Raw genomic sequence first — 20,129 nt, forward strand, 5'->3', positions numbered from 1 at the left:
GAAACCCCTGAGGAACATCATGACCGCCACCCCCCACGGCTGGACCCCGCTGAGCGCGGGCAAGGTTCGCGACATCTACGCTCCCGACGAGGCCGTGGTCGGCCCCGCACCGCAGACCGCTACTCAGGCGGACCGCCCGCGTCACGCGAAGGCTGGCCCGGAGGCACTCCTCATGGTGACCTCGGACCGCATCAGCGCCTACGACTACGTGCTGCCCACGCTGATCCCCGGCAAGGGCGCGGTCCTCAACCAGCTCGCCATCTGGTGGATGGGTCAGCTGCGTCCCCTCGTGGAAAACCACCTGCTGGCCGTGGGTACGAAGGCGCCGGCCGAGGCCTCGCGCGCCCTAGAAGGCGCCCAGCCCACGCGCTTCACGGTGCCCGCCGAGGTCGATGGGCGCGCGGTCGTGTGCCGCAGCCTGCACATGATCCCCATCGAGTGTGTCGTGCGCGGCTACCTGACCGGCTCCGGCCTGGCCGAGTACCGCGAGTCCGGATCCGTGTGCGGCATCAAGCTGCCCGAGGGCCTGACCGAGGCCTCGCGCCTGGAGGAGCCGATCTTCACGCCCGCCGCGAAGGCCGAGCTGGGCGAGCACGACGAGAACATCACTTTCGAGCAGACCGTCGAGCGCATCGGCGAGGAGCTCGCGGTCGCCATCCGTGACCTGTCGATCTCCCTGTACCGGGCCGCCCGCGACATCGCCGCCGAGCGTGGCATCATTATCGCGGACACCAAGTTTGAGTTCGGCATCGACGTGACCACGGGCGCGCTCGTACTCGCGGACGAGATCCTCACGCCGGACTCCTCGCGATTCTGGCCCGCCGACCAGTGGGTGGAAGGCCAGGTCGCTCCCAGCTTCGACAAGCAGTACCTGCGCGACTGGCTGGTCTCCGAGCAGTCCGGCTGGGACCGCTCCTCGGGCGCCAACCCGCCCGCGCTGCCCGAATCCGTGGCCGCCGCGACCGCCGCGCGCTACGTCGAGGCATACCGCCGACTCACCGGGTCGGACCCCATCCTGTAAACAAACTTGCCCGCCGGGCAAGATGCACGGCGGGATCCTCACCAACAACACAAGGAGGAACGCCGTGGGGCGAATCATCGTGGAAGTGATGCCGAAGCCGGAGATCCTGGATCCCCAGGGTAAGGCTGTCGGTTCGGCGCTGCCCAGGCTCGGAATCACGAGCTTTGAGGCCGTGCGCCAGGGTAAGTGCTTCCACCTGAGCGTGGACGGTCCCGTCACCGACGAGCTCCTGGACCAGGCCCGCAAGGCAGCCGAAGAGGTCCTGTCCAACCCGATCATCGAGGATGTCGTGCGCGTCGAGGCCATCGACGAGGCCGACGCCCGTTACGCGGGAGGCGTGCAGTGACCCGCGTCGGAGTCGTCACCTTCCCCGGCACCCTCGACGAACGCGACGCCGCCCGCGCGGTTGAAATCGCGGGCGCGCAGGCTGTGTCCCTGTGGCACAAGGACGCCGACCTGCACGGCGTCGACGCGGTCGTCATCCCCGGCGGCTTCTCCTACGGTGACTACCTGCGCTGCGGTGCGATCGCGGCGACCGCTCCCGTCATGAGCGAAATCGTGCGCGAAGCCGGACGAGGCCTGCCCGTCCTGGGCATCTGCAACGGTTTCCAGGTCCTGTGCGAGTCGCATCTGCTCCCCGGCGCGCTCATCCGCAACGACCACCAGAAGTTCCTGTGCCGCGACCAGGTGCTGCGCATCGAAAACGCGGACACCGCGTGGACGCGCGCCTACGGCGCCGGCGACACCATCACCGTCCCCCTCAAGAACGGCGAAGGCAACTTCCAGGCGGCCCCCGCCGAGCTCGAACGGCTCGAGGGTGAAGGCCGCGTCGTGTTCCGCTACGTCGACTTCAACCCCAACGGCTCCGCCAACGACATCGCGGGCGTCACCAACGCCGCGGGCAACGTCGTCGGCCTCATGCCCCACCCCGAGCACGCGACTGAGGCCGGCTTCGGCCCGCTCTCCCTCGGACCCGACGGCGCCAGCCACCACGGCGGCACCGACGGACTGGGCATCTTCCGTTCCGTCCTCGCATCCCTCGTCGGCTGACGACGCCACCGCACCCTCACCCGTGAGGGAGCCCCGGCCTCGTCCCAGACCTTTCGAATGGAAACACGAATGACCTCCGAAAACACCCGCGAGCTGCCCGACACCGTCGAGAACGCCGCCGCGACCCCCGGCCAGGACATGCCCTGGAAGGAACTCGGCCTCAAAGAGGACGAGTACCAGCGCATCTGCGACATCCTCGGGCGCCGACCCACCAACGCCGAGCTCGCCATGTACTCCGTCATGTGGTCCGAGCACTGCTCCTACAAGTCCTCCAAGAAGCACCTCGCCGAGCAGTTCGGCGCGCGCACGACCGACGCCATGAGGAAGAACCTCCTCGTCGGCATGGGTCAGAACGCCGGCGTCGTCGACATCGGCGGCGGCTGGGCCGTCACCTTCAAGGTCGAGTCTCACAACCACCCGTCCTTCGTCGAGCCCTACCAGGGCGCGGCCACCGGCGTGGGCGGCATCGTCCGCGACATCATCTCCATGGGCGCGCGCCCGATCGCCGTCATGGACCAGCTGCGCTTCGGCGCCGTCGACCATCCCGACACGGCGCGCGTCGTCCACGGCGTCGTCTCCGGCGTCGGCGGATACGGCAACTGCCTGGGCCTGCCCAACATCGGCGGCGAAACCGAGTTTGACCCCTCCTACCAGGGCAACCCTCTCGTCAACGCGCTGTGCATCGGCAAGCTGCGCCACGACGACATCCACCTGGCCAACGCGACCGGCGAAGGCAACCTCGTCGTCCTCTTCGGCGCGCGCACCGGCGGCGACGGCATCGGCGGCGCCTCCATCCTCGCCTCCGAGACCTTCGAAGACGGTATGCCCGCCAAGCGCCCCTCCGTCCAGGTGGGCGACCCCTTCATGGAGAAGGTCCTCATCGAGTGCTGCCTCGACCTGTTCGAGGCCGGCGTCGTCCAGGGCATCCAGGACCTCGGCGCCGCGGGCATCTCGTGTGCGACCTCCGAGCTGGCCTCCAACGGCGACTCCGGCATGCACGTCGACCTCGAGAACGTGCTCCTGCGCGACCCCACGCTTACCGCGGGCGAGATCCTCATGAGCGAGTCCCAGGAACGCATGATGGCGATCGTGACCCCCGAGGATCGCGAGCGTTTCTTCGAGATCATCGACAAGTGGGACGTCGAGGCAGCGGTCATCGGCCACCTGACCGGCGACGGCCGCCTCACGATCGACCACCACGGCCACCGCATCGTCGACGTCGACCCGAAGACCGTCGCCCACGAGGGCCCCGTCTACGACCGCCCCTACGCGCGCCCCGCGTGGCAGGACGACCTGCAGGCAGCCACCTCGGAGGATCTCTCGCGTCCCGCTACGCGCGAGGAGCTGATCGCCGACGTGCGCGCAGTCCTCTCCGACATCAACCAGGCCTCCAAGGCGTGGGTCACCGACCAGTACGACCGCTACGTGCAGGGCAACACCGCCCTCGCCCAGCCCGACGACGCGGGCGTCATCCGCATCGACGAGGAAAGCGGCCTCGGTGTCGCCCTGTCGACCGACGCCAACGGCTGGTACACGAAGCTCGACCCGGCAGCTGGAGCCCGCCAGGCCCTCGCCGAGTCGTACCGTAACGTCGCCGTCGTCGGCGCCGAGCCCGTTGCCATCACGGACTGCCTGAACTTCGGCAACCCCGAAGACACGGACGCCATGTGGCAGCTGGTGACCGCCATGACCGCGCTCGCGGACGGCTGCATCGAGCTCGAGATCCCCGTGACCGGCGGCAACGTGTCGCTGTACAACTCGTCCGGCACCGAGAAGGGCCTGCCGAACTCGTCGATCAACCCGACGCCCGTCATCGGTATGCTCGGCATCCTCCCCGACGTCACGCGTGCCAACCCCTCCGGCTTCACCGAAGAGGGCCTCGCCGTCATCCTCCTGGGCACCACCCGCGAGGAGTTCGACGGGTCCGCGTGGGCGCGCATCGCCCGCTCGCACCTCGGTGGCCTGCCGCCCGAGGTTGACCTGAAGGCCGAGGTCGCCCTCGGTAACGTCGTGCGCGCGCTGAGCGCCGCCGACGGTCCGGACGGACGACCCCTCGTGCGCGCCGCACACGACCTGTCCAACGGCGGCCTCGTGCAGTCCCTCGTGGACTCTGCGCTGCGCTTCGGCATCGGCGGCGTCTTCGACGTGGCCGGGGCCGCCCGCCGCGACTGCGTCGGCGACCACGAGATGCTCCTGTCCGAGTCCCAGGCCCGTGCCTTCGTCGCGGTGCCCGAGGCGGCCGTCAAGGCCGTGTTTGTGGCCGCCGAGGCCGAGGGCGTGGACGCCGTGCGTATCGGCACGACGGGCGGCGACATGCTAGCGATCAGCGGCGTGGACCTGCTCGCCGCCGAAGGCGAGGGCTGCGGCTGGATCGCCTCGATCGACGAGCTGCGCGAGCTGAGCGACACCGGACGCACGTACTTCTGAGCGTTCGCGTCTGAGTTGTAGCGCCAAGGGGCGCGGGCCTGCGGGCCCGCGCCCCTGTGCTGTGTTGGTGCTTGATCTGTGGCTCTGCTTGTGTTGCTTGTAGCGCTGCTGGTGTTCCGGGCACTGTCGGGCCCGGCCGCCCGCGAGACTAGGCGACTTCGCTTCGCTCGGCGCCGCGTCTCGAAGCCCGCCCGTGCCCTCCGGTCCCTCCGGCGCCCTCCACACCGGTGGGGCCGGGTCGCTGATTGACGCGTCGTCTCGGAGCCCGGTCAGGCCCCGTCGCCACCGCACAGGTGTCGCGTCCACACCTCGCTTGCCGCATTGCTTGCCTTTTCGGTGCAACGCGTTGCCAGGCTGAAACCGGTGATACCTTTGCGGCCCGGTCTTTGTGCGTGGGTGAAACCGCCATTACCTTTGCTCGCTCGAAACGTGTGTTTTTGCTGCATTGTGGGCGAGCAAAGGTGTCGCTGGTTTCATGCGTACCCGTGAACGAGCTAGCAAAGGTGGTGGCGGTTTCATTTGGGCGCGAAATAGTTCGCCCTGCGCGCTCAAAATACCCCAAATTTGGCGTTTTTGTGCTCGCTGGGCGAGTTTTTCGCGGAAGAGCCGCTGGAGCGGCTGTGCTGGGCGAGTTTTTTCGTGCGACCGAGTGGTGATAGCTGGTGCTGGGCTAATTTTGTCTCGTCGTGGTACGGTCCTTCTGCACTGTTGCCCGGCTTCTATCGTCTGTGGGAACCGCAGCCAGGCCCCGCAGGCTTCGGGACGGCCTCCAGACCTGTGGCGGTGGGGGTTTTGCAGCATTAGAAGGTGGCGGGCGCTGTATGCCCGGCGTGTCGCAGCTCTAATGATGCTATTGCCCCCGTCTCACGTCGGTGAGTTGGTTGTTTGAGGCGGTGTAACGCCCGAAGAGCAGACCACCCCGCCCACAACGGCCCGTTACATCGTTTTCGCCGAGGTGGTCTGCGATTTGGGCACAACGATGCCGGGCGTGGCGTGTTCTTCGCGCCTAAACCCTTGAACATACGTGTTAACCCCTTGATACGCACGCGAACCCCTTGATACGCACGTAAACCACTAGACATACATGTGGGCGGCGCCGCCCACATGAAAACCATCGGGCCCACGTGCAGGTCATCGGGCCTGCGTGCGTATTCGCGGGTGTGCATGTGGCTCAGCTGCTTCGTGAGAGCTTCTCGTGCCGCGGTGAGAGCGATCGTGCAGGCAGCGATGGCAGCTGGGCCCATCTACTGGCAGTGTTAACCCGTCAATGCGCAGCTAAACCCAGCTACTGGCAGCTGGGCGCAGCCGCCCACACTCCACCAGGTGGGTTAACGTGCGCATCAAAGGGCCCAGGCGGCCACCTGCTCGACCCGAGCGCACGCAAGTGAGCTGGCACGCCCCCGCGCATACGCCCAGGTACTCCAGCCACCAACGAGTACCGGTGCGAAGCGTCATGAAGCAATGTCACGGTGAACAGAAGCAGCGTCCACCGTGTTCTGTGAGAACGCCCCGAACGCGTGCCATTTGGTCGAAGTGCTACCAAAAGCCCACCAATCTTTGGCATACTGAGGGGCGGAAATTATCCACCATCACAGGAGCTGCCCGTGCCTGAGCAAAACGTCCCCACTACAACTGAGCAGGCCCAGGCCTCGTCTGAGAGTGCCAGCAAACCCAGCCTGGGCCGCGTGATTGCCGCCTGGGCGGTGCACGCGTTCACGATCTCCGGGCTCGTGTGGGCGACGCTCGCGCTGTTCGCGATTCTCGACAACAACATCCCCATGATGTGGCTGTGGTTCGTCATCGCCCTGATTGTTGACGGTGTTGACGGCACGCTGGCCCGCAAGGTCGGAGTCCGTCAGGTCATTCCCTGGTTCGATGGCGGCGTCGTCGACAACCTCGTTGACTACCTGACGTGGACGTTCCTGCCGGCGCTCTTTATGGCGGTGTATCTGCCGTTTGGGCCCAAGCCGCTTCCGGTCATCATGATGGTTGTCATCATCGTCTCCTCTGTATTCTGCTACGCGAACGACGGAGAGAAGTCGAACGATAACTACTTCGTGGGTTTCCCGGCGGCGTGGAACTGCGTTGCGATTGTCATGTACGTGCTTCAGACTCCTGCGTGGGTCAATATCGCCGCGACGATTTTCCTGGCGATCATGACGCTGGTCCCGCTGCACTACACGCACCCGGCGCGTGTGAAGCGTTTCCAGATCCCGAACATCATCGGTGCGGCCGCGTGGATCGTCGCGTGCGCGTACCTGGTGGTCGTGTACCCGGTCCAGCCCCTGTGGACTCTGATCCTGTTCTGGGTTGGCGGCGGCTGGTTCATGATCGCTGGCTTCATCCGCACTGCGACCGGTGAGGACAAGTAATCTCGCGCGCCGCGAACGAATACGAACGTCCCCCGGGCATTGCGCTCGGGGGACGTCGTCATGCAAGGTCGATGAACGGGTGCGCACTGATGCCACGCGAGGATAGGGCGGGTCTCAGAGGAACGAGGCCGGGGTGGGCTTCGACACGCGGCGCCGAACGTAGTGAGGCTGCCAAGTCTCGCGGGCGGCCGAGGCCTCCGGCACCCGGAGCGCCAGCTGGACGCAGCCGCATCGGCGTGCCTACAGCTGCTCTGCAAGGCCCTTCTTGACGGCGCGGTCGCGCTGGTAGCGGAAGACTTCGAGGAAGATGCCGCCGAAGAAGATCAGCGCGATGGCAGTCCACACGCCGGGGGGAGCGTGGCGCCCGTACATGAGGAAGTACACGTAGGGCGCGATGAAGGTGATGGCGGCGGTGATCGCGCCAACGACGCGGTGCCAGAGCTTCTGCCCGGCGACCATTTCGATGAGGCCCCACGTGTAGGGGATGGCGGTGATCATGTCGATGGCCCACAGGATGCGCCAGTCGCCGTGGAAGTGGGGGACGTACATGACGGGCACGGCTCGCGCCACCGAATACACGAGGACGACGACGTAGGCGATGAATTTGGGGTTGCGGCACAGCCGGAGGAACGCGGAGCGCTCAATGATGGATGCCCCGACGGCGCGCGAGGCGTGGGTGGCGTGTGACGAGGTCGTGAGCGTGTCGAGTCCGGCCATGGCGACGCGCATGAATTCGCGTTGCTCGTCGGTGCCGGCCGCCCAGTGCTCCAGCAGCTCGAGGGGAGACAGGGCGATGGGGGTGTAGCCGTCGCGTGGCTGGCCGGCGTCGTGGATGACGTCGTCGCCGAGGGCTTCGCGCAGGCGGGCAAGCTGTTCGGTGGGTATTTCAGCGATCCACAGGCGGACGCGGCGTTGGATGGCGTCGTGGAGTTCGTGGGAGAGCGCGTGTCCTGCGGCGGAGTGGGGGGAGAAGCCTTCGGTGGCGATGTCTGCGAGGGCTCCGGGATATTCGACGATCCGGGTCGTAAGGTCGCCGGCGCGGTCAACGCCGGAGACTTTGATGATGGTGGCCGCGTCCCACTGGTAGCTGCGTGCGATCTCGATGTCGAGGATCGAACGTAGCGTAATCAGGGAAGCTATGTCGGTCACGGGTGGCCTCTCGTCGGAAGTGATGTATCCATTGTGCCTGACAAGGCGGTCGGAATGCACGCCCGGGGACGGGGTGGCAGTGCCGCGTAGAATCGGGGTATGGCGAAACGACGGATTGACCCCGGTGAGGGGATGGTGGCGCTGCGTTCGTGGCGCGATGCTGTGGAGCGCGGCGAGGAGCCTGCGCGTGCGGTCGTATTGACGGCGGTGCGCTTCACCCTCGAGGAGCTTGGTATCTCGCATCCCGGCCGAGCGGTCGAGGTGCGCGTGCCTCCCGCCGGCGCGGTGCAGATCCTGCCGGGGACGACGCACCGGCGCGGTACGCCGCCCGCCGTCGTGGAGACCGACGCGCGCACGTGGCTGTCGCTCGCGTGCGGCCTTCTCACGTGGGACGAGGCCGTGGCTGCCTCCCGCGTCAGCGCGTCGGGGGAGCGCACGGACCTGGGGCCCCTCCTGCCGGTCGTGTGAACGCAGGGGAGGGGCGTCGGTCTGCGGGGCTCAGGCCTCGAGCTGGGGCACGCCGAAGCGCGCCTCGAGCTTAGGGGCAAGCCACTTCTGTGAGCCCTTGTACGCGTAGCGCTGGGCGACGGCCGCGATGGCGGCGGAGGTGGCCGCGAAGAGGACCAGCGAAGCGATGGTGACGTCGTCGGAGTCTTCGGCGGGAATGGGGCGTCCGGTGGCGACCTTCCAGCCGACTTCGAAGACCTTGGAGGCGGCGAAGGCCGCTCCGGCGATGACGGCGGTAGTGGCGAGCTTTTCGATGGTGGCTGAATCCATGGTTGCCTCCTGGTGTGGGGGTGGTTGTCCCTGTGCGCGTGCGCACGCTTCCATGATGCCCCACGCGGCGCTCTTGCGCGAGGCCCACAGGTACCCTGTCTTATGCTTGGACGGTAGTGTTCCCGGCTGAAGGATTCCTTATGGCTCGCGCCCGCTCTGTTTTTGCGTTGTCTGCCCTCCTTGTTGCGGCGACGACGGTGGCGGCTTGTACGCCGTCCGTGTCCTCGAGTGCGCCTCGGGATCCGTTTGCGTCGCCGATCGTTCCTGGCCAGAGCGCGCGCGCCTCGTCGAGCACGGCGGGGCATGGGACGATCGACGCTCCGACTCCTCGTAGTGGCTCGGGCACGCTGACCGTCGCCCTGGTGGGTGGCGCGCAGCTGCCGATGGAGACCGCGCAGGAGTTCACGAAGGCGACGGGCTTCACGGTTGTGGCGGTGCCGGTGGATGGTGTGGATGCGCTGTCAAAGGCGGGCGTGGACGTGGTGCTCGGCCTGGATGGAGCGGACGCCCTGCAGGCGACTGCGGCGGGCACGATCGCCGCTTCGGCGCCTCAGGATACTGCGACGCTTGCCGGCACGGTCGTGGACGGTGCCGCTGCGGCGATCGCCTACGGCCGCGACGACGTGTGCGTCATCGCCGACAAGTCGTGGATGAGTGCGAACGGCCGCCCGCTGCCGACTTCGTTCGGCGATCTGACCTCGCCGCGTATCCGCGCGCTGCTGACGGTCCCGGACCCGGCCTCGTCGTCGGTGGGCCGCGCCTTCGTGCAGGAGGCAGCCGCGCAGACGGGCGAGGGACTGGGTTCTTTCGCGCAGTCCCTCAACCCGCGTGTGGATTCCTCCCTGGGTGGTGCCATCGCCGCGTGGACGGCCGGCGCGCACGTGTCCGAGGGCTACCTGTCCGAGGTCGCGGGTGCCTCCGCGGGTTCTTCCGGCGCGTATCCGCTGATCGTGGCCCCGCGTTCGCTGGCGGCCGCTGCAGCGACGAATACGGGCGCCGATTCCTACGGCACTGCGATCTCCTCGACGTGTATCGCTCGCATCATGTACGCGGCCCCCACGTCCTCGCCCGCGTCGGACGGTGCAGAATCCCTGATCGCGTGGCTGCAGGGTGAAACCGCGCAGCGCTCCCTGGCCACGACGGGTGCCGTCTACCCGATCGATGGTGTGCTCGCAGCCGACACGAAGGCCGGCTGGCTGATGGGCATCACCGGCGACCCGATCGTCGCCGACGAGACCGTCGGTTCCCTCGACGCGATGAGCGCATGGCTGGCCACGTGGACCTCGGCGCTGGCCTCCCCGGCGCCGGCCGCGCCGAGTACTCCCGATCCCGTGACGGATCCGGGCACGCAGGACGTCGAACCGGAGCCGGCTCCCGCGGATAACCCTGCGGCCGACACGGGATATGAGGATTCGAGCGACGACGAGGAGTAATCCCCGCCGGACGCATTCCTTTGGAGTCAGCCTCGCAGCATTGCGGGGCTGACTTTGCATTCCTCTCCGATGCGCATGGGGGCGATGAGGCCGGCTTCGCGCAGCTTGAGGAGGCGCGGTACGGTGCGCTCGACGACCTTCCACGGGTCGATCGTGTTGAGGTAGATGCGCGTGCCACCCTCGAAACCCGCGAGTGTCGAGATGCGCCACTTGAGCAGGATTCGCCAGCGCATGGGCGTGGACACGGTGGGCGGGCGGTGGTACCACTCCTCGTTGGCGGGCACCTCCACGCCCGTCGCGGCGTGCGCGGCGTGCAGGATATCTGAGATCCCCCGCATGGCCTCGGGGCTGACCTCCCACGGGTTTTTCGGCTCGTCCAGGGGCCAGATTGCGATGCCGGGGAAGCGATGCCCGAAGCCAGCCAAGGCGACGGCGTGCTCGTTCTGGGCGATGAGGAGCTTGCGCGTGGCTGCGACCGTGAAGATCTGGTCGTAGATGTCGGGCTGGGCGCGCAGGCGCTCCAGCTCGGCCTCGGTCTGTACGGACATGTCGTCGATCGCGACGAGCTGCTTGTGCAGGTGGTCGAAGGACGCGCCCGCGGGGCGCAGCCAGTTCTGGAATGTCGCTACGTAGCGGACCGCGGGATCCAGGTCGTACAGGTCGCGCATTGAGCGGGCTGTGTAGGCGGTGTACTGCTCATGTTCGTCGGGGGTGAGGGTGCCGGACCCGGCCAGCTGGTGGGCCTCGGTGGCGCCGTCGACGAAGTGGCGCCTGCCGATGATCAGGTCGTGCCCGCCGGAGAAAAAGCCGTTGGCGGATTGTAGGCGCGCGGTCTCGCTGGTGGCTGCGAACTCGCCTTCGCTCATGCCCGAGGCCAACATGCGCGAGCGGACGACGTTCATGACGTGCTCGTAGCCCGCGTCCGAGGCCAGGTAGTGGGCCATGCGGCGACGGTCGTCCTCGGAGGGGACGTGCCCGTGGTTGAGATGCCAGTAGTTGTAGGAGACGATCTCGAACAGGTTAGGAATGCGTCGGAATTCTGCGACCGTGTCGCCGAGCTGATCCGCGCCGAGGGCGTCCAGCTGCTCCCAGGACCCGTCCTCGTGGCGCACCAGGCGCGACTTTTCGGGCGGGGTTTCAAGGTATCGGCCGGAACAGAACGCGCAGTGGTGTCCGTCGGCCTCGTGGTCGATGGGGTTGTGATCCGTGTGCGGTGCGGTGAGGGGCCGGTTGCTGCGGCCCGGAACGGTCCACACCTCTGTGCCCGTGAGGAGGTTCTGCTGTTTAACGGTACCGTCGGCCAGTCGAACGATGGCGCGGTCGGCGCGCGTGAGCTTGGAAGCCATACTTGTATCGTACCCGTCCTCAGAGTCGGTCCATGGTGGCCGGATGTGACCCCATGCGACCGGACTCGCCCGCGTCGAGAGCGTCGATGCGTGCGGTCTGTTCGGGATCCAGCGAGAAGGAGAACACGTCGAAGTTGGCGGCCATGCGCTCACGACTCAGGGTCTTGGGGAAGACGACGTGGCCGCGATCCAGCGCCCAACGCAGCGTGACCTGCGTTGGTCCCACGCCGAGCTCAGCGCCGATCTCGACGAGCGTCGGGTCGGTGACCGCGCGTCCGCGCGCCAAGGGGGACCATGCCTCGAACACCATGCCGAGTCCCTGTGCGTAGGCGCGCAGGTCGGCGTTGGGGAAGAAGGGGTGGGATTCAACTTGGAGGACGTGCGGGGCGACCGTCGCGACCTCGCGGACTGCCTCGACGTGCTCGCGCTCGTAGTTCGACAGGCCGATCGCGCGTGCGCCGCCTGCGTTGAAGGCGTCCTCGAGGGCGGGCCAGGGCAGGGCGACGTCGCCTCCGTAGAGTGTGGGCAGCGGCCAGTGCACGAGGAGGAGGTCCACGTAGTCGGTGCGCAGGTCCTCGAGGGAGCGCCGGATGGATGCGGCTGCCCGATCGGGTTCGTGGTTCGAGTTGTCGACCTTCGTCGTGATGAACAGGTCCTCGCGCGCGATGCCCGATGCCTCGAGCGCCGCCCCGACTTCGGCCTCGTTGCCGTACATCTGAGCGGTGTCGATATGACGGTACCCGACCTCGAGGGCGCGGCTCACCGCGCCGTACGTGTCCTCGGGCGCGACCTTGTAGGTGCCGAAACCGAGCACGGGGATGGGTGATCCCGTCGGGAGCATAAAGGTTGGAATCGGGGACGAGGCCGGGGCGTTCTCGGCGGGAAGCGGGGTGTTCATCGGTGAATCCTCCTAGTCGTTCCCAGTGTAGCCTCCCGCACGCGCTGCGGTCGCTGTCGTCTTCGATATGAGCGGGCTGGAGTGCGAGGAGGTCTGCGAGGTGCTGGCCGGTGTTGAATTCACTGACCTGCACCCCGACGAAATGCCCCTGCTGGCGAGCGCAGATGGTGAGTTCTGGGCGGTTACTGCGCCTTCATCGCCGGGGGTGCTCTGGGAAAATATCGAGGATGTTCTCTCCGAGTAGTCCAACTCCTGAACCGCAGATCTCACAGTCTGAGAACGTCGGGTGACAAATTATTTCTGTCCTGGCGGTCAGTTGGTCTGTTTGCGGCGTTTTCCTGGATTTGGATGCTCGCGGTCCTCTCTTTTGAGGGGTCTGACCGTGTGAGTAGAGAAGCGCTGAAATGTCGCTGAAAAACCCTTGAATAGCGTCTGCAATGTGGTTGATTCTTAAATTCGTATAACGGTCAATATCTGTGATATAGCGCGAAAATTCGGGGACTCCTGTCTAATCAGGCGGTAGACTTTATGTTAGGTAACCCTCCGTCAATTCCCCGCTCTAAGTGCAAAATTCGCGTACGATAGATACTGTTCAACCACGATCGTCTACACGTCCAGACAACGAACGGAGAGTTATGTCGGTTCGCAATGCCCTGCTGGCGCTTGTTGCGCAGCAGCCCGCCGGGGTCTACCGCCTGAAGCAGATGTTCGAGGAGCAGACGTGCGGAGCATGGCCGCTGAATATCGGCCAGGTCTACCAGACGATGCAGCGCCTTGAGCGCGACGGCCAGGTTGTGTCTCACGCCGAGACCAACGCCGGCCGTGATTCCGAGGTCTTTGAGCTGACCGATGCCGGTCGCGATGTCCTCAACGCCTGGTGGTCCACCCCCGTTCCTCGCGAACACCCCGAACGCGATGAGCTCGTCATGAAGCTCGCCGTGGCCGCCGCCGACCCCACGGTCGACGTCGAGGCCATGATCCAGACCCAGCGTCGCTCGACCCTGGGCTCCCTGCGTGATGTCACCCGCCTGAAGGCATCGGCCGATGAGGGCGAGCTCGCGTGGAAGCTCATCCTGGAGCGTCACATCTTCGACCTCGAGGCCGAGCTCAACTGGCTCGATCACATCGAGTCCGGTGCTGTTTCCGAGGCCGCTCGTCGCGCCGCCTTCGCTGCCGCGAAGGGCCGCTCGATGAACTGGGCTCAGGCAGAAGCTGGCATTTCGGAGCATGCCGGGGTGCGATGAGCCAGCCTGTGCCGCTACCGATCAGGATGGCGGGTGTCGGACATGAGTTCGGCGCCGACGGCGTCCGAGTGAGAGCGCTCGACGGGATCGACCTTGAGGTCGCCCCCGGCGAGCTTCTCGCTGTTATGGGCCCTTCTGGATCCGGCAAGTCGACCCTGCTGTCGATCGCTGGCGGACTGGAGCGTCCGACGCGCGGAAGTGTCTTCATCAACGGCGTCGATATGGCCACGATGGATGCGGCTCACCGTGCTGCGGTGCGTCGCCGTTCCATCGGTTACGTCTTCCAGGACTACAACCTGATCCCGTCCCTGTCGGCCCTCGAAAACGTTGAGATGCCGCTGCAGCTGGACGGCGTCAGCCCGTCGAAGGTGCGCGAGGCCGCCATGGCTGCTCTCGAAGAGGTCGGCGTCGCCGAGCTTGCGGATCGCTTCCCCGAGCGTCTTTCGGGTGGTCAGCGTCAGCGCATCGCGATCGCCCGAGGCCTCGTGGGTAGCCGCTCGGTCATTCTTGCGGATGAGCCGACGGGCGCGCTGGACTCGCACACCAGTGACCAGATCCTGTTGGTGTTGCGTGACCATATTGATGCGGGTGCAGCCGGTATCCTCGTTACTCATGAGGCCCGAATGGCCGCATGGGCGGATCGCACAGTCTTCCTCCGCGACGGTCGCATCGTCGACCGCTCGCGCGGAGACTCACTGAGGGATCTGCTGGCAGACACTGCACCAAGGATCTGATGAGTCGACTCAACACACGAATGAGGCGATGGGGAGTAGTACTCCGCATCGCCTCTCGTGATGCGCGCCAAAGCCTGGGGCGCACGCTGACGGCGGTTTTTCTCATCTCGCTGCCGATCATTATCGCGATCGGCTCGATCACGTTCTGGGACGTGACGACCTCTCAGCGCTACCAGGCAGCGTCGTGGCTCGGCCACCGTTCCGACGTTCAGGCGGTCACTTTGCGCCGCTCGTCGACTGCCATCGAGCAAGACATCACCGCTGACTTCCTGTCGAAGACGGCCTCTGATGAGGAAGTGACGGTCACCCAGAGCACCCTCACCAACTGGGTGCCGGCTGGGGACCAACTGATCGCCGTCGACACCCTCTACCAGCTCCACCTGACGACGCAGGACGGAACGGGGTACACGGTTGACTCAGGCACCCAGACGGCAACGCTGGATGCCCCACGCGTGAATGCGAGTGGAAAGAGCGGTGCGCTCGCTGCGAACCACGCCGTCATTTCGGATGACGTCGCGCGGGCACTCAAGGCCGAGGTGGGCGATACGCTCACGCTGTCGCTGACTGTCGCCAAGGATCGCACCACTCAGGACCTCACGGGAAGCATCGTCATTGACGAGATCATTCCCGGTACGAATCGGGCGATCATCGGTGAGGGCACGCTCGAGATTGACCGTCTTGCGGTGGCAGGACGCACGCAGACGGCGTGGTTCGTCACCGGCCCGACTCCGGTGACCTGGGACAATGTCCACCAGATCAACCAGTCGGGATTCTCTGTCGTGTCGCGACAGGTACTCGCCGATCCGCCGGACGCTTCGGCTCTTCCTGCCCAGTTGGCTCAGTACGAGGTCGACCAAAACAATCGGGCTACTAATCCCTGGCAGTACCTTCTGCTGGTCGCAAGCATCCTCCTCATCCTCACCGAGATGATCCTGCTCATCTCGCCGCTCTACACCGTCGCACAGCGATCGGTCATGCGCACGGCAGCCATGATCGTCGCCAACGGCGGCGACCAGTCCGACGGTCGTCGCCTGACGATCGCCCATGGCCTCGTCATCGGCCTGTATTCGGGGCTTGTCTCCGTCGCGCTATCCGCGTGCGGCATGGTGGGTATCGGTATCTGGTCGGGCCTCGGCATCGGCATCGTGCCGTGGTGGCCGCTGGCCCTGTCGGTGCTCCTGCCGATCCTGCTGTCCCTCATGGCGTCCGTGTCGCCGGCGCACACCTCGTCGCACATCAACACGTCCGCGGTCATCGGGGGGCGCGTGTGGGAGCCCTCCCGCCTCGTGCGTCGTCGCATGATCTACCCCCTGGCGCTGCTGGCCGGACTCCCGCTGCTGGGTATCGCCGCCTGGCGCGGGTGGGTGCTCGCCCTCGTCGTTGGTGTCGGTCTGCTCGAGGCCGGCCTCATCGGGTCGATCCCCTACATCTTCACCCGCTGGCGAGTGCCCAATCGTCGCGCGTCGATGAGCATGCGCCTGGCGCTTCGCGACGCCGTGCGTAACGGCCACCGCACGTTCCCCGCCATGGCCTCGATCCTGACGACCGTGTTCGTCGCCTGCGGCCTACTCATCACCCTGTCCTCGTCGAACGAGGCCGGCTGGAACTCACGCCCGCATGCCGGACAGCGTGGGCAGGTCTTCCTCTCGACGGTCGATAAGACTGACTCGGTGACGCGCACCCGTAACCTGCTTCAGTCGGCCCAGCAGGTCGTCGATGCGGAGCGCACGGTCACCTCGAGCGCCATCATGAACGGCATGGCGTGGAACAGCGGCCCGGGCGGCCCGGAGACCATGGTCGAGGCCGTGAACCCCATCGACAAGTCGACGCTCACGATGCGCAACGACATGGGAACGATGGCGGAGATCGACGTCGCCTACATCGTCGATGACGGCACCTACCTGCGCGAGGCCGGCTACCTGAACGAGGACGAGATGGTCCGAGCGATCGCAACCCTGAACGCCGGGGGCGTCCTCGTGCCCGACCCGAAGCTGGTTAACGGCGCCGGTCAGGCCGACCTACGCAGCCTCGACATGTCGGCGATTGCTGCCGCCAAGGCCGCCGGTGCCTCCGATGATGACCTGCCGGACGCTCTCGTCCAAAGGACGATGACCTTCCCGGCCTCGCCCCTCACGCGTATCAACGTCATGGTCCTATCCCCGCAGGCCTCCGAGGCCCTCGGCTTGCGCGCCGTGCCGCTCGGTGAGCTCCTCACCGTCGAGAAGCCGGTGAATCTGGTGGACGCGCCCACCTTCCAGACGACGATTGCACGTCAGGTTCCCGGTGCCTCCGCCCAGGTGATTGCCCCGACGATGCGGTCGCTGGTTCTGCCGTACGTTGCCGCCCTGATTGCTGTCGTTGCGGCTGCGGCAACGGTTGCCCTCGTGGTGGCACTGTCTTCCTCGGATATGCGCCCGGACCTCGACACCCTCGATGCGATCGGTGCTGTTCCCTCGATGCGCCGCCACGTCACCACGTGGCAGGGTGTGGTGCTTGCGCTCAACGCGATTCCGACGGCTGTGCTCTCCGGCCTCGTTGTGGGCGTGCTGGCCGTCATCACCTTCGCGAATTCGGGGATATTCCCGACGCTGACGACGACGCTGCGCCCCATCATTCCTTGGGGAGCCCTGCTGGGCATGCTGATCGGCATGCCGATCCTGTGCGCCCTCGTTGCAATTATCTTGACGCCCCGCCACCAGAAGCGCATCCGCCGCATCAACTAGGCGGTTGCGATGAGTGAGATCCCCGAAGAAGTCGTTATCCCCGCGGGTGCCCTCGCCTCGTCGGCCGTGCGCGTCGATACGTGGCTGTGGGCGACCCGCCAACTGAAGTCCCGATCGCAGGCGACGGCCGCCGTGCGCGCCGGGCATGTGCGCGTCAACGGCGAGCCCGTCAAGGCCGCCTACAAGGTGCGCGTCGGCGACGAGGTGCGCCTGCGCATTGAGGGCTTCGACCGCATCCTGGGGGTCAATCTGCTGCTGAACAAGCGCGTGTCCTACCCGCAGGCGCGCATAGCCTACGACGATCGCACGCCTGAGCGCCCGCGCGTGCACATTCCCGTCGCCATGCGCGAGAAGGGGAGCGGGCGCCCCACCAAGAAGGAACGGCGAGAGCTGGATCGGCTGCGCGGATACGACTCACACGAGCACTACTAAGCACCCGAGCGAGTCCGAGGTAGGCGTACGTCGCGATGTGGACCGCGCGCCTGCCTCTGGTGAATACGCGTGGTCCCGCCGCCCGGAATGGGGCGACGGGACCTGTGCGTTCGATGAGAGTGCCTGGCTCACATGTTCGGGAAGTACTTCGCGACCTCGACCTTGTAGTGGGAGCCCCAGCTCGTGTCGAAGGGAAGCGTGAAATCGACGCTCACCTTCTCGCCCTTCGTCATCGTCGCAGTCGCGACGTCGTCGACGACGTGATCCGGGGTGCCGAGAACAAACTGCGACTCGTCAAACCAGATCTTCAGCGTCAGGTCGGTCGTCTGGAAAGCTTCAAGCTTGGTCTTCATCGTGTCGCTGGCGGGGGAGACGTCCACGGAGCAGTGCAGAGTCGTCTGAGCGTCGTCCAGCTCGCAGGTAGAATCAATCGTGAACGCGTTTTCCGCGTCGTTGAACTTCAGCAACTGGACGGCGTCAACCCGATCCTTGCATTCCTTCTTCACCGCTTCCTGAGCGGCCGAGGACATCCTGTCGTACGTGGAGTACAGCTCGTCGACCTTGTCGGTGTTGTCCGGGGTCACCTGCGCGCACCAGGCCGGGGCAGCGAGGGCATCCTTCTGCTCAGTGAGCGTCTGGATCTCATCCTGCATATCCTTCTGTGCCTTCGTCTTCTGGACGGCGAAGGTGAACAGGGTAGTCGTCGCGATGACGAGGACGAGGAGGAGGACGAGCGCGACGCGGTTGTAGATCGACAGTCCCTTGCTCTTAGGTGCCTTGGTCGCGACCGTCACGGGAGCCGGGGTGGTTGCCGCGGGCGTGGGGATGTTGTTGTCACTCACTTGGCGGCCTCCTGCGCTTCCTGAAGCTCCTGCTGGACGGTGCTGAGCTCTTCCTGGGTCTCGGTGAGGTCCTTGCTCTTCATGGAGTAGATGCCAGCGGCCATGAGGGTCGTAATGGCGAAGAGGACGACGAGGACCGACGTGATGACGGCAATCGCGATCTGCCCGCCAGTCGCGCGCGGGCGAGGGGCAGTCAGCGGGGTGAACGTCGGCGTGGCGGCCGCGACCGCGGGGCTCGGCGCAGTCGGCACCTGACCGGCGGGGGGAACGGGGATGCCGGCCGGTTCTTGAGGCAGGATGGGGGGTGGGGTGCTCACGGGGAAACTCCTTTCACTGTGTCTCCCCAATTCTATGCGAGTCGAAAAAATTGGATTTGGTGCGGTGACGGGATTCACCGCGCATCACAGGTTGGAGGGCCACCAGCTGGTCATCGTCGCGCCGCACTCGGTCTTATCGGTCATCGCGGGATCGTAGGGAATCGACAGTGTGAAAGTGGCGGGCGAGCCGGGCGTCAGAGTGATCGTCGTCGTGCCCTGGTACGGTGAGCCGGGGCTGGGGTTCTTCCCCTTGTCCGCGGTAAACCCGTTGATCTCCACATCGAGTGTGCCCAGCGACGCGATCAGGGAAGAGTCCTTGAGCGTGAGCGTGCCATTGACCGTGGTTGTCACCTGGTCGGTTGTGCATTCGCCCACCGCGATGGTGAAATCAGCGTCCTTGTTGGTGCGGTAGACCTGTGCGAGAGTCTCCTTGGCCGCGCACTGTTCGTGGATCGCGTCCTTGGTGGCCTGGGTCGCCGAATCGTAGGTCTTGAGCGAGTCTCGGATCGACGCGGCGGATTCGCGCGTGATCGAGTCACACCAGCTCTCGGCATCCTTGCGCACGGTGGCGGCATCCAGCGCGGCCTTTGCCTCCGTGATCTGCTGATCGACCGCGGCCTTGTCGGACTGGGCCTGCTCAGCCTGTGCCTCGTACGTGGATGCAGAATGTGTGCGCCACGCGTTGATGCCCCCGACGATGGCGGAGAGGACGATGAACGCCGTGGCGAGGATGGCCCCCGCGACGGTCGCGGCACGCAGGGGTGCGGGAGCGCTCACTTGGTGGCCTCCTGGAGCTGCTGGTTGATGGACTCGAGCGTCGAGCGGGCCGTATCGAGCTCACTCTGGGCGGTCTCGGCGCGGCTCTTCGCGTTCTCCTGGATGCGGCCGCTGGCCCCCAGGTGCGACCAGACGATGACGAGCACGGTAATGAACACCGCGACGAGCACCCACGATGCTGCGCATGCGAGAACCCACTTGAGCGTTCCGCTCTTCTCGGGTGCATCCGTCTCGTTGCTGTCTTTTTCATCGACGGGGGAGCCGGGCATCGGAATCGGTGCGACCGGTGCCTCCGCTACCGACGAGGCCGGGGTGACCTCCTGCGGGAGGGAGGCCTCGGGCATGGGGATGGGTGTACCGGCGGAAGTGACGGCCCGCTCCTCGGGGGACGAAGCCGGGAAGGCCTCGTCCACCGCCGGAACTGCGACCTCAACGTCCTCAGGAGAGGGCGCCGGTGCCTCGTACGGCTCGACGTAGTCTGTCCACGCGTGGCCGTCCCACCAGCGCAGCTGGTTTGTGCCGCTGGGGTCGGCGTACCAGCCTTCCGCAGGTTCAGTCATCGTGATTCCTTCTCTCGTGTCAGGAGA

Annotated in this window: 20 protein-coding genes; 12 read left to right on the forward strand and 8 right to left on the reverse strand. The window is 66.1% G+C overall.

What is annotated here, in order from left to right; genetic code table 11:
- The first annotated feature begins 19 nt into the window (after positions 1-19).
- From FOC40_RS02380 to FOC40_RS02400, 5 genes are all read left to right on the forward strand, one after another.
- Positions 20-1,021, forward strand: coding sequence for a phosphoribosylaminoimidazolesuccinocarboxamide synthase (locus FOC40_RS02380; RefSeq protein ID WP_003795856.1), 1,002 nt, complete (start codon positions 20-22; stop codon positions 1,019-1,021).
- A gap of 64 nt (positions 1,022-1,085) precedes the next feature.
- Positions 1,086-1,367 (forward strand): phosphoribosylformylglycinamidine synthase subunit PurS, encoded by a 282-nt coding sequence (locus FOC40_RS02385; RefSeq protein WP_009054370.1) that lies wholly within the window; start codon positions 1,086-1,088, stop codon positions 1,365-1,367.
- Entirely contained in the window at positions 1,364-2,071 is a 708-nt protein-coding gene (gene purQ, locus FOC40_RS02390) for a phosphoribosylformylglycinamidine synthase subunit PurQ (RefSeq protein WP_003795853.1), read from the forward strand. The genes FOC40_RS02385 and purQ overlap by 4 nt, the downstream gene beginning before the upstream one ends.
- A 69-nt stretch (positions 2,072-2,140) precedes the next feature.
- Positions 2,141-4,498 (forward strand): phosphoribosylformylglycinamidine synthase subunit PurL, encoded by a 2,358-nt coding sequence (gene purL / locus FOC40_RS02395; protein ID WP_003795851.1) that lies wholly within the window; start codon positions 2,141-2,143, stop codon positions 4,496-4,498.
- 1,604 nt (positions 4,499-6,102) lie between these two features.
- Positions 6,103-6,870 (forward strand): CDP-alcohol phosphatidyltransferase family protein, encoded by a 768-nt coding sequence (locus FOC40_RS02400; RefSeq protein ID WP_003795847.1) that lies wholly within the window; start codon positions 6,103-6,105, stop codon positions 6,868-6,870.
- A gap of 240 nt (positions 6,871-7,110) precedes the next feature.
- Here the strand turns inward: FOC40_RS02400 and FOC40_RS02405 are convergent, their stop codons facing one another.
- Complete coding sequence (locus FOC40_RS02405) at positions 7,111-8,019, reverse strand: hypothetical protein (RefSeq protein ID WP_003795843.1); 909 nt, start codon at positions 8,017-8,019, stop codon at positions 7,111-7,113.
- Positions 8,020-8,118: 99 nt separating this feature from the next.
- Between FOC40_RS02405 and FOC40_RS02410 the strand changes: the two genes are divergently transcribed.
- A complete protein-coding gene (locus FOC40_RS02410; RefSeq protein WP_003795841.1) occupies positions 8,119-8,487 on the forward strand; it encodes a sterol carrier family protein in 369 nt (122 codons plus the stop codon).
- A gap of 30 nt (positions 8,488-8,517) precedes the next feature.
- On the opposite strand, the gene FOC40_RS02415 is transcribed toward FOC40_RS02410, so the two are convergent.
- The gene (locus tag FOC40_RS02415) at positions 8,518-8,796 is read right to left on the reverse strand and encodes a DUF4235 domain-containing protein (protein WP_003795839.1); all 279 of its coding nucleotides are present in this window, start codon (positions 8,794-8,796) and stop codon (positions 8,518-8,520) included.
- Positions 8,797-8,936: 140 nt separating this feature from the next.
- Here FOC40_RS02415 and FOC40_RS02420 point away from each other — a divergent pair, with 140 nt between their 5' ends.
- Positions 8,937-10,229, forward strand: coding sequence for an ABC transporter substrate-binding protein (locus FOC40_RS02420; RefSeq protein ID WP_003795838.1), 1,293 nt, complete (start codon positions 8,937-8,939; stop codon positions 10,227-10,229).
- A 26-nt stretch (positions 10,230-10,255) separates the two neighbouring features.
- Here FOC40_RS02420 and FOC40_RS02425 read toward each other — a convergent pair whose 3' ends face one another.
- Both FOC40_RS02425 and FOC40_RS02430 read right to left on the reverse strand, forming a co-directional pair.
- A complete protein-coding gene (locus tag FOC40_RS02425) occupies positions 10,256-11,575 on the reverse strand; it encodes a DUF4921 family protein (RefSeq protein WP_003795837.1) in 1,320 nt (439 codons plus the stop codon).
- 19 nt (positions 11,576-11,594) lie between these two features.
- Positions 11,595-12,473, reverse strand: coding sequence for an aldo/keto reductase (locus tag FOC40_RS02430; protein WP_003795835.1), 879 nt, complete (start codon positions 12,471-12,473; stop codon positions 11,595-11,597).
- A 67-nt stretch (positions 12,474-12,540) separates the two neighbouring features.
- Here FOC40_RS02430 and FOC40_RS02435 point away from each other — a divergent pair, with 67 nt between their 5' ends.
- The 5 genes from FOC40_RS02435 (at position 12,541) to FOC40_RS02455 (ending at position 17,606) form a co-directional block, all read left to right on the forward strand.
- Positions 12,541-12,717, forward strand: coding sequence for a hypothetical protein (locus tag FOC40_RS02435; RefSeq protein WP_003795833.1), 177 nt, complete (start codon positions 12,541-12,543; stop codon positions 12,715-12,717).
- Between the two features lie 391 nt (positions 12,718-13,108).
- Positions 13,109-13,717: a PadR family transcriptional regulator gene (locus FOC40_RS02440; RefSeq protein ID WP_003795831.1), complete on the forward strand. Its 609-nt coding sequence runs from the start codon at positions 13,109-13,111 to the stop codon at positions 13,715-13,717.
- Complete coding sequence (locus FOC40_RS02445; protein ID WP_003795830.1) at positions 13,714-14,451, forward strand: ABC transporter ATP-binding protein; 738 nt, start codon at positions 13,714-13,716, stop codon at positions 14,449-14,451. Before FOC40_RS02440 ends, FOC40_RS02445 begins: the two co-directional genes overlap by 4 nt.
- 20 nt (positions 14,452-14,471) lie before the next feature.
- A complete protein-coding gene (locus FOC40_RS02450) occupies positions 14,472-17,174 on the forward strand; it encodes a hypothetical protein (RefSeq protein WP_003795827.1) in 2,703 nt (900 codons plus the stop codon).
- A gap of 9 nt (positions 17,175-17,183) precedes the next feature.
- On the forward strand, positions 17,184-17,606 hold the full coding sequence (locus tag FOC40_RS02455; protein ID WP_003790844.1) for an RNA-binding S4 domain-containing protein: 423 nt from the start codon (positions 17,184-17,186) through the stop codon (positions 17,604-17,606).
- Between the two features lie 128 nt (positions 17,607-17,734).
- Here the strand turns inward: FOC40_RS02455 and FOC40_RS02460 are convergent, their stop codons facing one another.
- The 4 genes from FOC40_RS02460 to FOC40_RS02475 form a co-directional block, all read right to left on the reverse strand.
- Complete coding sequence (locus tag FOC40_RS02460) at positions 17,735-18,448, reverse strand: hypothetical protein (RefSeq protein WP_003795825.1); 714 nt, start codon at positions 18,446-18,448, stop codon at positions 17,735-17,737.
- Positions 18,445-18,765 (reverse strand): small transmembrane and glycosylated protein, encoded by a 321-nt coding sequence (locus FOC40_RS02465; RefSeq protein ID WP_231126049.1) that lies wholly within the window; start codon positions 18,763-18,765, stop codon positions 18,445-18,447. The genes FOC40_RS02460 and FOC40_RS02465 overlap by 4 nt, the downstream gene beginning before the upstream one ends.
- Positions 18,766-18,849: 84 nt before the next feature.
- On the reverse strand, positions 18,850-19,542 hold the full coding sequence (locus FOC40_RS02470; protein WP_003795821.1) for a hypothetical protein: 693 nt from the start codon (positions 19,540-19,542) through the stop codon (positions 18,850-18,852).
- Entirely contained in the window at positions 19,539-20,102 is a 564-nt protein-coding gene (locus FOC40_RS02475; RefSeq protein WP_003795818.1) for a DUF2510 domain-containing protein, read from the reverse strand. Before FOC40_RS02475 ends, FOC40_RS02470 begins: the two co-directional genes overlap by 4 nt.
- Between the last annotated feature and the right edge of the window lie 27 nt (positions 20,103-20,129).

Origin of the sequence: Schaalia odontolytica, assembly GCF_009730335.1 — a bacterium.
Lineage (GTDB): Bacteria > Actinomycetota > Actinomycetes > Actinomycetales > Actinomycetaceae > Pauljensenia > Pauljensenia dentiphila.

What these genes read in the sequence shown, in the direction of transcription:
- FOC40_RS02380 (WP_003795856.1), top strand. Translation starts at nt 20, where the DNA reads ATGACCGCCACCCCCCACGGCTGGACCCCGCTGAGCGCGGGCAAGGTT.
- purL (WP_003795851.1), top strand. Translation starts at nt 2,141, where the DNA reads ATGACCTCCGAAAACACCCGCGAGCTGCCCGACACCGTCGAGAACGCC.
- FOC40_RS02410 (WP_003795841.1), top strand. Translation starts at nt 8,119, where the DNA reads ATGGCGAAACGACGGATTGACCCCGGTGAGGGGATGGTGGCGCTGCGT.
- FOC40_RS02415 (WP_003795839.1), bottom strand. Translation starts at nt 8,796, where the DNA reads ATGGATTCAGCCACCATCGAAAAGCTCGCCACTACCGCCGTCATCGCC.
- FOC40_RS02420 (WP_003795838.1), top strand. Translation starts at nt 8,937, where the DNA reads ATGGCTCGCGCCCGCTCTGTTTTTGCGTTGTCTGCCCTCCTTGTTGCG.
- FOC40_RS02425 (WP_003795837.1), bottom strand. Translation starts at nt 11,575, where the DNA reads ATGGCTTCCAAGCTCACGCGCGCCGACCGCGCCATCGTTCGACTGGCC.
- FOC40_RS02430 (WP_003795835.1), bottom strand. Translation starts at nt 12,473, where the DNA reads ATGAACACCCCGCTTCCCGCCGAGAACGCCCCGGCCTCGTCCCCGATT.
- FOC40_RS02435 (WP_003795833.1), top strand. Translation starts at nt 12,541, where the DNA reads ATGAGCGGGCTGGAGTGCGAGGAGGTCTGCGAGGTGCTGGCCGGTGTT.
- FOC40_RS02440 (WP_003795831.1), top strand. Translation starts at nt 13,109, where the DNA reads ATGTCGGTTCGCAATGCCCTGCTGGCGCTTGTTGCGCAGCAGCCCGCC.
- FOC40_RS02445 (WP_003795830.1), top strand. Translation starts at nt 13,714, where the DNA reads ATGAGCCAGCCTGTGCCGCTACCGATCAGGATGGCGGGTGTCGGACAT.
- FOC40_RS02450 (WP_003795827.1), top strand. Translation starts at nt 14,472, where the DNA reads ATGAGGCGATGGGGAGTAGTACTCCGCATCGCCTCTCGTGATGCGCGC.
- FOC40_RS02455 (WP_003790844.1), top strand. Translation starts at nt 17,184, where the DNA reads ATGAGTGAGATCCCCGAAGAAGTCGTTATCCCCGCGGGTGCCCTCGCC.
- FOC40_RS02475 (WP_003795818.1), bottom strand. Translation starts at nt 20,102, where the DNA reads ATGACTGAACCTGCGGAAGGCTGGTACGCCGACCCCAGCGGCACAAAC.